This window comes from Moorella glycerini, from assembly GCF_009735625.1.
GTDB lineage: Bacteria > Bacillota > DSM-521 > Neomoorellales > Neomoorellaceae > Neomoorella > Neomoorella glycerini.
This window is the reverse complement of sequence record NZ_CP046244.1, coordinates 842,928-856,014: the sequence shown is the minus strand read 5'-3', so window position 1 is coordinate 856,014 and position 13,087 is coordinate 842,928. Positions and strand designations below refer to the sequence as shown.

Here is a 13,087-nt window from a genome sequence, read left to right as displayed (position 1 = left end):
AACTGCCACTGACCGGTAGAAATGAGGAGGAAGAAGCGTGGGGCTCATTATCTATCTTGATGGCCAGTATGTGGACGAAGAAGAGGCAAAGTTGTCTGTTTTCGATCACGGTTTACTCTACGGCGATGGGGTCTTTGAAGGGATCCGCGCCTACCACGGGCGGGTCTTCCGTTTGCAGGCCCATATTGACCGCCTTTATGAGTCCGCCCGGTCCATTAACCTTGACCCGGGCCTGACCAGGGAGGAAATGACGCAAGTAGTCCTGGAAACCTGCCGGCGCAATAATTTAAGGGATGCCTATATCCGCCTGGTAGTTACCCGGGGCAAAGGTGACCTGGGACTGGACCCCCGCAAGTGTCCCAGGCCTTCGGTTTTTTGTATTGCCGCAGCCATTGAACTCTACCCGGCGGAATTGTATGAAAAAGGCCTGGACCTGGTTACCCTGGGTACCCGCCGCAATGCTCCCGACGCCCTGGACCCGCGGATTAAATCCCTGAACTACCTGAATAATATCATCGCCAAAATGGAAGCCACCCGGGCGGGAGCCCCGGAAGGGTTATTTCTCAATAAAGAAGGCTATGTGGCCGAAGCTACCGGCGATAATATTTTTATCGTCAAAAACGGCCAGCTCATTACCCCGCCGCCCCATGTCGGCCTGCTGGAAGGCATTACCCGCAACGCGGTAATGGAACTGGCCGCCGGGGCGGGAATACCCGTTTACGAAAAGGTTTTTACCCGGCATGATGTTTACACGGCTGACGAATGCTTCCTGACAGGCACGGCGGCGGAAGTTATCCCTGTGGTTAAGGTAGACGGCCGTCCCATTGGCAACGGCCAGCCGGGACCCATTACTAGGGACCTTATTGCCAGGTTCAGGGAACTGACCAGAAACGACGGGCCGGAAATTTTTGCCTGATATTTTAAATTAAGGTGAGGGGAGACAACTATGCGCAGCGACGCCATGAAAACAGGCCTGGCCAGGGCCCCCCACCGGTCGCTGTTAAAGGCCATGGGCCTGACGGACGCCGAGATAGAACGCCCGCTCATAGGAATTGTCAACGCCCATAACGAACTTATTCCCGGTCATATTCACTTAAATACCCTGGCCGAGGCAGTTAAGGCCGGGGTCCGCTTGGCCGGCGGGACGCCCCTGGAGTTTCCCACCATTGGTGTCTGCGACGGCCTGGCCATGAATCATGTGGGCATGAAGTATTCCCTGGCCAGCCGGGAACTCATTGCCGATATGATTGAAGTCATGGCCATTGCCCACCCCTTTGATGCCCTGGTATTTATCCCTAACTGTGATAAAATCATCCCGGGTATGCTGATGGCTGCGGCCCGTTTAAATATCCCGTCGATTTTTGTCAGCGGCGGCCCCATGCTGGCCGGCCGTTACCAGGGCCGCGATATTTCCTTAAGTACCATGTTTGAAGCTGTAGGTGCCACCCAGGCCGGTAGAATGACGGAAAGCGAACTGGCCGAACTGGAGGATTGCGCCTGCCCGGGCTGCGGTTCCTGCGCCGGGATGTTTACGGCCAATACCATGAACTGCATGACGGAAGCCCTGGGGATGGCCCTGCCGGGCAGTGGGACCATACCGGCCGTCAGCGCGGCCCGGGTGCGCCTGGCGAAGCAGGCCGGGATGCGCATTATGGAATTGCTGGAGGAAAATATCCGCCCCCGGGACATTATGAAGCCGGCGGCCTTTCACAACGCCGTGGCCGTCGATATGGCCCTTGGGGGCTCCACCAACACCTGCCTCCACCTGCCGGCCGTGGCCAGGGAAGCGGGCGTGGAGCTGGATTTGAGCACCTTCGACGCCATCAGCAGGCGGACGCCCCAGATCTGCAAGTTGAGCCCGGCCGGCAGCCAGCATATCCAGGACCTGGATGAAGCCGGCGGCATCCCGGCGGTGATGGCCGAGCTTTACCGCCATGGCCTGATTGATGGCAGCAACCTGACGGTAACCGGTAAAACGGTGGCAGAAAACGTTAGCGGCCGGGAGGTAAAGCGGCGGGAGGTAATCCGGCCCGTTGAGGATCCTTATAGCCAGGAAGGCGGCCTGGCCATCCTGTACGGGAACCTCGCCCCGGAAGGAGCGGTGGTGAAAAAGGGTGCCGTCCTGCCGGAGATGATGCAGCATGAAGGGCCGGCCCGGGTCTTTAACAGCGAAGAAGAAGCCTTTGCCGCCATTATGGGGCAACGGATTAAGCCCGGTGATGTCGTCGTTATCCGTTATGAAGGCCCCAGGGGTGGCCCGGGCATGCAGGAAATGCTCAGCCCTACAGCCGCCCTGGCCGGTATGGGCCTGGACAGCTCCGTGGCCTTGATTACCGACGGCCGCTTCTCGGGGGCCAGCCGCGGCGCCTCCATTGGCCATGTCTCGCCGGAGGCGGCGGCAGGGGGTATCATCGCCCTGGTGGAAGAAGGAGATATCATTGCCATTGATATTGAGGCCCGCAGGCTAGAGTTGAAGGTGCCGGAAGAAGAAATTGCCCGCCGCCGGGCCAGGTGGCAGGCACCGCCGCCGAAGATCACCAGCGGCTACCTGGCCCGCTATGCCCGGATGGTGGGCTCCGGGGCCAGGGGCGCGGTATTGGAGTAAAGCCTGATAAAGAGATTGCTTAGGGCGGGATATGTCCCGGAGCTGCGAATAGCGGAGCGCCGGTAACAGGACAGGCGAGGTGAGGTTACCGTTGCCGCCACCGAGGACGCCTGAGCGTACGTTTGAGAGGGCAGTAAACGCAATCTCATAGAAGGGTTAATGCTGGCGGAACCAGGAGACTTTTCATTGGTAATCCGCAGGCGGCGATGCAACGGTCCGAACCGAGCCGTTGTCCTGTCGGCGCGCAGCTTCTGAGCAGCGGAGGGACATATCCTGCCAAAACCTATCTCATGCGCAAAGGAGTGCTTCAACCATTGGGGATCGCGTGGAAACGAAAAAATTAACCGGCTCCGAAATCATCATAAAAGCCCTGCAGGCGGAAGGTGTGGATACTGTATTTGGTATCCCCGGCGGGGCGGTTTTACCCCTTTACCACGAACTGGCAGTAGCCAGCATCCGCCATATTTTAACCCGCCATGAGCAGGCAGCCGCCCATGCTGCCGAAGGCTATGCCCGGGCCAGCGGCAAACCCGGTGTCTGCATCGCTACCTCCGGTCCCGGGGCAACCAACCTGGTAACAGGGATAACCAATGCTTATATGGATTCCATTCCCATTATAGCCATTACCGGCCAGGTCAGCCTGGCTATGATCGGCCGGGATTCCTTCCAGGAAGCCGATATTACCGGCATTACCATGCCCGTTACCAAGGCCAACTACCTGGTGAAAAGCATCAAGGACCTGGCGGCAACCATCCATGAGGCCTTCTACGTAGCCACTACCGGCCGGCCGGGGCCGGTCCTCATCGATATTCCCAAAGATATCACCACCCAGCGGGCGGCCTTTCACTACCCGCCCAGGTTACGCCTGCCCGGCTACCGTAGCCGGGTGGAACCCCATCCCCTGCAGGTAGCCCAGGCCGCTGCTGCTATTCAAGCTGCCGGGAAACCCCTGCTCTTTATCGGGGGCGGGGTGATTACTTCCGGGGCCCATGAAGAAGTGCGGCGGCTGGCCGAAGAGCAGGATATCCCCGTCATCATGAGCATGATGGGCAAGGGGGCCTTCCCGGAAACCCATCCCCTCTTTGTCGGCATGGTCGGGATGCACGGTACGGCCGCCGCCAACTACGCCGTCTGTGAGACGGACCTGATCATCGGCGTCGGTGTCCGCTTTGACGACAGGGTGACGGGGAAAGTTGAGGCCTTTGCCCCGAGATCGAAAATCATCCATATTGATATTGATGCCGCCGAGATCGGCAAAGTTGTCCCGGCCCATATCCCCATCGTCGCCGATGCCCGCCAGGCCCTCCAGGCCTTGCTGGCCAGGCTGCCTGAAAAAAGGGAGCACCCGGCCTGGCGCCAAAGAATACGGCGCTGGCAGGAAGAGCATCCCTTACGCTATGATGAGTGCGGCTTGAAGCCCCAGTATGTAATTGAGGAATTATATCGCTTAACCAGGGGCCGGGCCATTGTCAGCACCGACGTAGGCCAGCACCAGATGTGGGCGGTGCAGTATTACCCCCTGGAGCGACCGCGGGCCTTCCTCTCCTCCTGCGGCCTGGGGACTATGGGTTTTGGCGTCCCGGCAGCCATGGGAGCGGCTGTGGCCAGGCCGGATGAAACCGTCGTGGCCATTACCGGGGACGGCAGCTTCCAGATGAATATCCAGGAACTGGCCACCCTAAGCCATTATCGCATCCCGGTGAAAATTATCCTCCTCAATAACGGTTATCTCGGTATGGTGCGCCAGTGGCAGGAGTTCTTCTTTGACCGGCGCTACGCCTATTCCGAACTGGCCGGCAACCCGGATTTTGTCAAGGTGGCGGAAGCTTACCGGCTGCCGGCCCGGCGGGTGGCGGCCCGGGAGGAAGTCGTCCCGGCCCTGCAGGAGGCCCTGGAGACGGCTGGCCCCTTCCTGGTGGATATCTTAATTGACCGGGAAGAAAACGTCTTTCCCATGGTGCCCCCGGGTGGTACCCTGAACAAAATGGTGACGGGAGGTAGGCAGGAGTGAAACGCACCCTTTCGGTTCTGGTGGAAAATCGCCCCGGGGTTTTAACCCGGGTGGCCGGCCTCTTCAGCCGCCGGGGTTATAATATCGACAGCCTGGCCGTAGGCCGTACGGAAAACCCCTCTATTTCCCGCATGACCATCGTGGTGGATGGCGATGAGCAGATTATCGAGCAGGTCTGCAAGCAGCTCAATAAGCTTATCGATGTCATCAAGCTCAGCGATATAACCGATGATCCCCATGTGGGCCGGGAATTGATGCTCATCAAGGTCAATGCCGACCCGGCGGTCCGGGGCGAGATTATGCAGATAGTTGACATCTTCCGGGCCCGGATCGTCGATATTGCCCGCAACAGCCTGATTATCGAAGCTACCGGCGATGCTGACAAGATTGATGCTCTGGAAAACTCCCTGCGCCCCTTTGGTATCCGGGAAGTAGTACGCACAGGTAAAATTGCCATGCTCCGGGGAGCGAAAACTAAAGGAATGGAGGCCAGCGGCGATGGGACAGGAGACTAGGGTACGTACCGGTGCCCGGGCCGTAATGGAGGTCCTCCAGGCCGAAGAGGTGGAACTGGTCTTCGGCTATCCTGGCGGCGCCGTCCTGCCCCTGTACCATGAACTGGCCCGGACTTCCATCCGTCATATCCTGGTCCGCCAGGAGCAAAATGCCGTCCACGCCGCCAGCGGTTATGCCCGCGCCAGCGGCAAGACGGGCGTCTGTTTTGCCACCTCCGGTCCCGGGGCCACCAACCTGGTAACGGGGATTGCCACGGCCTATATGGATTCCGTCCCGGTAGTAATCTTTACCGGCCAGGTGCCCACAAGTCAGGTGGGCAGCGATGCCTTCCAGGAAACCGATATTACCGGGATCACCATTCCCATTACCAAGCATAATTACCTGGTTAAAGATGGCGAGGAACTGCCCCGTATTGTCAAAGAAGCCTTTTATATCGCCTCCACCGGTCGCCCCGGCCCGGTGCTGGTGGATCTCCCTAAAGACGTAGCCCTGGCACTCTGCCAGACACCCGTCCCGGAGAAGGTTGAGCTGCGGGGCTATAAACCTACCTACCAGGGCCACCCGGGCCAGCTCCGCGCCCTGGCAAAGCTCCTCCAGGAAGCCGAGCGGCCAGTCCTGTTTGCCGGCGGCGGGGTGGTGGCTTCCGGGGCGGAAGGATACCTGCGGGAACTGGCGGAAAAAATCCAGGCGCCGGTGGCCACCTCCCTTACCGGTCTGGGGGCTTTTCCTGAAGATAACCCCCTTGCCCTGGGGATGGTCGGCCTGCACGGCAAACCCTGTGCCAACCACGCCGTTATGGAATGCGACCTCCTGGTGGGCCTGGGGGTGCGCTTTGACGACCGGGTGACGGGGGCCATAGAAAAATTCGCGCCCCAGGCTAAAATAGCCCATGTGGATATTGACCCGGCAGAAATCGGCAAGAACGTGCGGGTCGACCTGCCCCTGGTGGGGGATATCAGCTGTGTCCTGAAGGAACTTCTGCCCCTGGTGGAGCCCGCTACGCACCCGACGTGGCTGGAGCGGGTTAAAACCCTGCGCAATAATTACCCCCTGACCTATGGCCGGGGCGGGGAGGTGCGGCCCCAGTGGGTCATCGAACGCCTGGGAGAAATGACCCGCGGCCGGGCCATCATTACCACCGACGTCGGCCAGCACCAGATGTGGGCGGCCCTCTTTTACGGCTATACTGAGCCCCGCACCTTTATTTCCTCCTGTGGCCTGGGCACCATGGGTTACGGCCTGCCGGCAGCCATCGGCGCCGCCCTGGCCCGGCCGGACAGGCAGGTGTGGGTCATTACCGGCGACGGCAGTTTCCAGATGGGGATGGCCGAGCTGGGTACGGCCGTGGAGCAGGGCTTGCCCTTGAAGATTTTGCTTTTCAACAACCAGAGCCTGGCCATGGTGCGCCAGCTGCAGCATTTTTACTACGAGCGCCAGTATACAGCGGTGAAATTTACGGGCAACCCCGATTTTGTCCGCCTGGCCGAGTGCTATGGGGCAACCGGCTTGCGTATTACTAAACAGGAAGAAGTGGTACCGGTGCTGGCCCGGGCCATGCAAAATGATGGTCTCACCCTTATTGAGTGCTTGATCAGCGAAGAGGAAATGGTTTACCCTATGGTTCTGAATGGAGCCGCCCTGAACGAAATGCTCCTACCGGAATAAACTGGCCAAGGAAGGTTGATGTCTCTTGCCGGATACCAGCAAAAGGATTTATATCTTTGATACCACCCTGCGCGATGGCGAGCAGTCGCCCGGGGTAAGCCTCAACGTCGAGGAAAAGCTGAAAATTGCCCACCAGCTGGCCCGCCTGGGGGTTGACGTCATTGAAGCCGGCTTCCCCATTGCCTCCCCCGGCGACTTTGAAGCCGTGCGGGCCATAGCCCGGGAAGTAGAGGGCCCGGTGATTGCCGGCCTGGCGCGGATCAATGACCGGGACATCGACCGCGCCTGGGAGGCGCTGCAAGAAGCCAAACGGCCGCGGATCCATGTCTTTATTGCCACCTCCGACATTCACTTAAAACACAAGCTGCGCATGACGCGGGAAGAAGTCCTGGCCGCCGTCCGTCAAGGGGTGGCCCGGGCCAAAAGCTACTGCCGGGATGTGGAGTTTTCCCCGGAAGACGCTTCCCGGAGCGACATCGACTTCCTGTGCCAGGTGCTGGCGGCAGCCATTGCGTCCGGGGCCACCGTCCTCAATATCCCCGATACCGTCGGCTATGCCACCCCGGCCGAGTTCGGGCATCTGATTGCCGAGCTTCGCCGGCGGGTACCGGGGATTGAGCAGGTGCAAATCAGCGTCCACTGCCATAACGACCTGGGGCTGGCGGTGGCCAATTCCCTGGCGGCCATTGAGAACGGCGCCCTCCAGGTAGAAGGGGCCATCAACGGCATCGGCGAGCGGGCCGGCAATACGGCCCTGGAAGAGCTGGTCATGGCCCTCTATACCCGCCGCGACTATTACGGCTGCCACACCGGCATTGTTACCGAGGAGATCTACCGTACCAGCAAGCTGGTGAGCAGCCTGACGGGCATGCCCGTCCAGTACAATAAGGCTATCGTGGGCAAAAACGCCTTCGCCCATGAGGCCGGCATCCACCAGGACGGCGTCCTGAAGGAGCGCACCACCTATGAGATTATGAACCCCACCATGATCGGCCTGGTCCAGAGCAATATTGTCCTGGGCAAGCACTCCGGCCGCCATGCCCTGCGCAGCCGCCTGGAGGAACTGGGCTTTAAACTGAATGAAGCGGAACTCGACAAAGCCTTTGCTCGCTTCAAGGAACTGGCCGACCGCAAGAAGGAGATCAGCGACCGCGACCTGGAAGCCATTGTCGAGCACGAAGTTAAACAGATTCCCGAAAAATTCGTCCTGGAGCATATCCACATCTCCACAGGTAACCGGGTGGTGCCCACGGCCACCATCGGCCTCCGGGTGGGCGAGGAATTAAAGGAAGAGGCGGCCTGCGGCGAAGGACCGGTGGATGCCGCCTTCAAGGCCATCGACAAGATAACGCGGATTCCTGTTGGCCTTAAATCCTACAGCCTCAATGCCGTTACCGGCGGCAAAGACGCTGTAGGCGAGGTAACCGTCAAGATCGAGTGTGCTGGCCGGGTGTTCATCGGCCGGGGCATCAGCACCGACGTCCTGGAAGCCAGCGCCCGCGCCTACCTGAACGCGATTAATAAAGTCATTTACGAGGTAGGGGAAGAGAACTTACAGGTTCTGGAAGCATGAGTCTGGAGCCGAAACAGAGGTAGAGCGAACCATGACTATTTGGGGCTGGCTATGTTTGCGCTCGCTCCGTGGTCCTCGCGGAGCGGCCTACGGCTCTGCCTCGGGCTCGGGCGGGGTTCCCGGCCTATTCGGCATCCTTGCCTCAGAGGCCGGCCTCGGACCTCCTGTCCTCGGCCCCGCCCTCGCTCCTCGGCACAGCCTGCGGCCGCTTCGCCGCTCGGACCAAGTCGCTCGCTGCAAACAAATGCCAGCCCAAAAAAGAGTTACTTTAGCAGGAAGAAGGTAAACTCCATGGGCATGACCATCACCGAAAAGATCCTGGCCGCCCACGCCGGCCTCGAACATGTCGAGCCGGGCCAGCTCATCAACGCTAAGGTAGACCTGGCCCTGGGGAACGACATCACCGCCCCCCTGGCCATCCAGGAGTTCAAAAAACTCGGCCTCAAGAAGGTCTTCGACCCGGAACGGGTCGTCCTGGTACCGGACCACTTCACCCCGGCCAAGGACATCAAGTCCGCCGAGCAGGCCAAAATTTTACGCGACTTCGCCCGGGAGCAGGGGCTCACCAACTACTTTGAAATCGGCCGCATGGGCATCGAGCACTGCCTGCTGCCGGAGGCGGGCCTGGTCGGCCCCGGGGACCTGGTCATCGGCGCCGACTCCCACACCTGCACCTACGGGGCCCTGGGGGCCTTCGCCACCGGCGTCGGCTCCACGGACCTCGCCGCCGCCATGGCCACCGGCGAGCTGTGGTTTAAAGTACCCGAGACCATCCTCTTCCGCTACCACGGCCGGCTGCAGCCCTGGGTCGGAGGCAAAGACCTCATCCTCTCCACCATCGGCCGGATCGGCGTCGACGGCGCCCGCTACATGGCCATGGAATTCACCGGGGAAGCCATAAGAGAGCTCTCCATGGACGGCCGCTTCACCATGGCCAACATGGCCATCGAAGCCGGCGGCAAGAACGGCATCTTTGCGGTAGACGCAAAGACCGTAGAATACATCCAGGGCCGCCTCAAACGCGACTACCACATCTACCAGAGCGACCCGGACGCCAGGTATGCCCGGGAGATAGACATCGACGCCGGGAAGATCGAGCCCCAGGTAGCCCTGCCCCACCTGCCCGAGAACGCCAGGAGCGTCAAAGAAATAGGTGAGATCAAAATCGACCAGGTAGTCATCGGCAGCTGCACCAACGGCCGCCTGGAGGACCTGCGGGTGGCGGCGCAGATCCTCAAAGGGCAAAAGGTCCATCCGGAAGTAAGGCTCATCATCATACCCGGCACCCAGAAGATCTACGCGGAGGCTTTGGAAGAAGGGCTGATAGCCACCTTTATAGAAGCCGGAGCCGCCGTCTCCACGCCCACCTGCGGCCCCTGCCTGGGCGGGCACATGGGGATCCTGGCTAAAGGCGAGCGGGCCCTGGCCACCACCAACCGCAACTTTGTGGGCCGCATGGGCCATCCGGAAAGCGAAGTTTATCTCGCCGGCCCGGCGGTAGCCGCCGCCAGCGCCGTTAAAGGGCGCATCGCCGCTCCCGAGGAGGTAATAAAATGATTATCCAGGGCAAGTGCCACACCTTCGGCAACGATATCGACACCGACGCCATTATCCCGGCCCGCTACCTGAATACCTCCGACCCCGAAGAACTCGCCCGCCACTGCATGGAGGATGCCGACCCCACCTTTGCCGGGCGGGTGCAAAAAGGGGAGGTTATCGTGGCCGGGAAAAACTTCGGCTGCGGCAGTTCCCGGGAGCACGCGCCGGTAGCCATCAAGGCCGCCGGGGTGGCGGCGGTCATCGCCGCTTCCTTTGCCCGCATCTTCTACCGCAACGCCATCAACATCGGCCTGCCCATCTTTGAGTCCCCGGCCGCGGCGGCAGGGATAACCGCGGGGGATGAAGTAAAGATCGATGCCGAGAAGGGCGAAATAGTGAACCTGACCAGAGGGGAAACCTACCAGGCGGCGCCCTTCCCGCCCTTCATGCAGGAACTCATTGCCGCCGGGGGGCTGATGCCCTACGTGGCCAGGAAGGTGAAGGCGCATGTATAAAATCGCCGTTTTGCCCGGTGACGGCATTGGCCCCGAGATTGTTCCGGAAGCCGTAAAGGTCCTGGAAGTGATCGGCCGCCGCACGGGGATAGAGTTCCAGTTTACCGAGGCCCTGGTAGGGGGAGCGGCCATTGATGCCCGGGGCCAGGCTTTACCGCCGGAAACCCTGGACCTCTGCCGGCAGAGCGACGCCGTGCTCCTGGGGGCGGTGGGCGGCCCTAAATGGGATGCCCTGCCGCCGGAGGAACGCCCGGAAACGGCCGCCCTCCTGCCTTTACGCAAGGAGCTGGGTCTATATGCCAATTTAAGGCCTGCTTACCTTTTTGAACCCCTGGCAGAGGCTTCGCCCTTAAAACGGGAAATTGTTGCCGGTACCGACCTGATTATTATCCGGGAGCTCACGGGCGGCCTCTACTTCGGCCCGAAAAAGCGGGAAAAGGCGGGCACAGGCGAGGTGGCCTACGATACCATGCTCTATTCTACGGCGGAAATAGAGCGCATCGCCCGCCTGGCCTTTGACATAGCCCGCCGGCGCCGCTGCCACTTAACCAGCGTTGACAAGGCCAACGTCCTCACCAGCTCGCGGCTGTGGCGGGATACGGTGGAAAGCCTGAAAGGCGAGTTTCCTGAGGTTACCCTTGAACACATGTACGTTGACAACTGCGCCATGCAACTGGTCCGCCGGCCGACCCGGTTTGATGTGATTGTGACCGAAAATACCTTTGGCGATATTTTAAGTGATCAGGCTTCCGTCCTGACGGGCTCCATCGGCATGCTGCCCTCGGCCAGCATTGGCGGGTCGACGGCCCTTTATGAGCCGGTCCACGGCTCCGCCCCGGATATTGCCGGGCAGCAAAAGGCCAATCCCCTGGCGACCATCCTCTCGGTAGCCATGATGCTCAAGTATTCCTTCAAGATGGACGGGGCGGCGGCAGCCGTGGAGGCCGCCGTCGGCCGGGTGCTGGCTAAAGGTTACCGTACCGCGGATATCTACGTGCCGGGGACCGTCCTGGTGGGCACGGCGGAGATGGGTGCCCTGGTGCGGCAGGAACTGCAAGAGGGATAGCTAATGGCGGAGAAAATCTACGTCTACGACACCACCCTCCGGGACGGCAGCCAGGGCGAGGGCATCAGCCTGTCGGTAGAAGACAAGTTAAAAATTGCCGCCCGCCTGGACCGCCTGGGCGTGGATTATATCGAAGGGGGCTGGCCCTGGGCCAACCCCAAAGATATGGAGTTTTTCCAGCGGGCCGGGGAGCTTGGATGGCGGCGGGCTAAACTCGCGGCCTTTGGCCGCACCCGCAAGCCCGGCGGGAAAGCCGGGGAAGACGCCAACCTGCTGGCCATCAAGCGGGCCGGGGTGAAGGTGGCCACCATCTTCGGCAAGTCCTGGGATCTCCATGTAACGGCGGCCCTGGAGACGACCCTGGAAGAAAACCTGGCCATGATTGCCGACAGTATCGCCTTCCTGGTGGAGGCGGGCCTGGAAGTAATCTTTGATGCCGAGCACTTTTTTGACGGCTTCAAGGCCAACCCCGCTTATGCCCTGGCTACCTTAAAGGCCGCGGCGGCTGCCGGGGCCAGCTGGGTGGTCCTGTGCGATACCAACGGCGGCTGCCTGCCTGGTGATGTCGCCGCCGCCGTAGCCCGGGTGCGCCAGGAGCTCCAGGTACCTTTAGGCATCCATACCCATAACGACGGCGACCTGGCCGTGGCCAACACCCTGGCCGCCGTAACCGCCGGCTGCCGCCAGGTGCAGGGGACCATCAACGGTTTCGGCGAGCGCTGCGGCAATGCCAATTTATGCTCGGTATTGCCCAACCTGGAGCTGAAAATGGGCTACCAGTGCCTGCCCCCCGGGCAATTGAGCTTTCTCACGGAAGTCTCCCGCTATGTCAGCGAGATTGCCAATGTGGTACCGCCCGGCAACCAGCCCTTTGTCGGCTACAGCGCCTTTGCCCACAAGGGCGGCATCCATGTGAGCGCCGTCCTAAAGGCTTCCCAAACCTACGAGCACATCCGCCCCCAGCTGGTAGGCAACGAGCGGCGCATACTAATGTCGGACCAGGCCGGGGCCAGCAACCTGCGCTGCAAGGCAGAAGAGATGGGACTGGAGCTTTCCCCGGAAAAGGAGCAAGCCGTTATAAACGGCATCAAGGAAATGGAACGCCAGGGCTACCAGTTCGAAGGGGCCGACGCTTCCCTGGAATTATTTCTACGGAAAACAACGGGGGAATACCGGCAGCCCTTTGAAGTGGAGTACGTCAAGACCCTGGTGGAAAAGCGGCCCGGGCAGGAAGCCATCGCCGAAGCCATCGTTAAACTCAAGGTGGGTGACCAGGTAGTCCATACGGCGGCCGAAGGTAATGGTCCCGTCAATGCCATGGACAACGCCCTGCGCAAGGCCCTGGAGGAAGTTTTCCCGGCCATCGGCCGCATGCGCCTGACGGACTACAAGGTGCGGGTCCTGGATGAAAAGGATGCTACCAGCGCCAGGGTCAGGGTGCTCATTGAGTCCCGGGACGGCACCAGCTCGTGGAATACCGTCGGCGTTTCCACCAACATCATTGAAGCCAGCTGGGAAGCCCTGCTAGACAGCATGGAATACGCCCTCTTAAAACAGTCCCGGGAGCTAAACAAAAAAGTGGCAGCCACGTAAAAAA

At 60.7% G+C, this 13,087-nt stretch carries 10 protein-coding genes; all 10 read left to right on the top strand.

Annotation, left to right across the window (positions count from 1 at the left end; all coding sequences use genetic code 11):
* Positions 1–37: 37 nt before the first annotated feature.
* The 10 genes from ilvE to cimA all read left to right on the top strand — a co-directional run bounded on the left by ilvE (position 38) and on the right by cimA (position 13,083).
* Positions 38–916, top strand: coding sequence for a branched-chain-amino-acid transaminase (gene ilvE / locus MGLY_RS04095; RefSeq protein ID WP_156271985.1), 879 nt, complete (start codon positions 38–40; stop codon positions 914–916).
* Between the two features lie 30 nt (positions 917–946).
* On the top strand, positions 947–2,605 hold the full coding sequence (gene ilvD / locus MGLY_RS04090) for a dihydroxy-acid dehydratase (protein ID WP_156271983.1): 1,659 nt from the start codon (positions 947–949) through the stop codon (positions 2,603–2,605).
* Positions 2,606–2,930: 325 nt separating this feature from the next.
* Entirely contained in the window at positions 2,931–4,616 is a 1,686-nt protein-coding gene (gene ilvB / locus MGLY_RS04085) for a biosynthetic-type acetolactate synthase large subunit (RefSeq protein WP_170290913.1), read from the top strand.
* A complete protein-coding gene (gene ilvN / locus MGLY_RS04080; RefSeq protein ID WP_156271981.1) occupies positions 4,613–5,131 on the top strand; it encodes an acetolactate synthase small subunit in 519 nt (172 codons plus the stop codon). The genes ilvB (MGLY_RS04085) and ilvN overlap by 4 nt, the downstream gene beginning before the upstream one ends.
* The gene (ilvB, locus tag MGLY_RS04075; protein WP_156271979.1) at positions 5,115–6,797 is read left to right on the top strand and encodes a biosynthetic-type acetolactate synthase large subunit; all 1,683 of its coding nucleotides are present in this window, start codon (positions 5,115–5,117) and stop codon (positions 6,795–6,797) included. The genes ilvN and ilvB (MGLY_RS04075) overlap by 17 nt, the downstream gene beginning before the upstream one ends.
* Before the next feature lie 25 nt (positions 6,798–6,822).
* Positions 6,823–8,370 carry a 2-isopropylmalate synthase gene (locus MGLY_RS04070; RefSeq protein WP_156271977.1) on the top strand — a complete coding sequence of 516 codons (1,548 nt, stop codon included), beginning with the start codon at positions 6,823–6,825 and terminating at the stop codon, positions 8,368–8,370.
* Positions 8,371–8,661: 291 nt separating this feature from the next.
* Positions 8,662–9,927: a 3-isopropylmalate dehydratase large subunit gene (gene leuC, locus MGLY_RS04065; protein ID WP_156271975.1), complete on the top strand. Its 1,266-nt coding sequence runs from the start codon at positions 8,662–8,664 to the stop codon at positions 9,925–9,927.
* The gene (locus MGLY_RS04060) at positions 9,924–10,424 is read left to right on the top strand and encodes a 3-isopropylmalate dehydratase small subunit (RefSeq protein ID WP_156271973.1); all 501 of its coding nucleotides are present in this window, start codon (positions 9,924–9,926) and stop codon (positions 10,422–10,424) included. The genes leuC and MGLY_RS04060 overlap by 4 nt, the downstream gene beginning before the upstream one ends.
* The gene (gene leuB, locus MGLY_RS04055; protein ID WP_156271971.1) at positions 10,417–11,490 is read left to right on the top strand and encodes a 3-isopropylmalate dehydrogenase; all 1,074 of its coding nucleotides are present in this window, start codon (positions 10,417–10,419) and stop codon (positions 11,488–11,490) included. The genes MGLY_RS04060 and leuB overlap by 8 nt, the downstream gene beginning before the upstream one ends.
* A gap of 3 nt (positions 11,491–11,493) precedes the next feature.
* Positions 11,494–13,083 (top strand): citramalate synthase, encoded by a 1,590-nt coding sequence (cimA, locus tag MGLY_RS04050; RefSeq protein ID WP_156271969.1) that lies wholly within the window; start codon positions 11,494–11,496, stop codon positions 13,081–13,083.
* The last annotated feature ends 4 nt before the right edge of the window (positions 13,084–13,087 follow it).

Excerpts from the sequence above, each read along its gene's own strand:
- MGLY_RS04060 (WP_156271973.1), top strand. The coding sequence starts at position 9,924 with ATGATTATCCAGGGCAAGTGCCACACCTTCGGCAACGATATCGACACC.
- leuB (WP_156271971.1), top strand. The coding sequence starts at position 10,417 with ATGTATAAAATCGCCGTTTTGCCCGGTGACGGCATTGGCCCCGAGATT.
- cimA (WP_156271969.1), top strand. The coding sequence starts at position 11,494 with ATGGCGGAGAAAATCTACGTCTACGACACCACCCTCCGGGACGGCAGC.
- ilvB (WP_156271979.1), top strand. The coding sequence starts at position 5,115 with ATGGGACAGGAGACTAGGGTACGTACCGGTGCCCGGGCCGTAATGGAG.
- leuC (WP_156271975.1), top strand. The coding sequence starts at position 8,662 with ATGGGCATGACCATCACCGAAAAGATCCTGGCCGCCCACGCCGGCCTC.
- ilvD (WP_156271983.1), top strand. The coding sequence starts at position 947 with ATGCGCAGCGACGCCATGAAAACAGGCCTGGCCAGGGCCCCCCACCGG.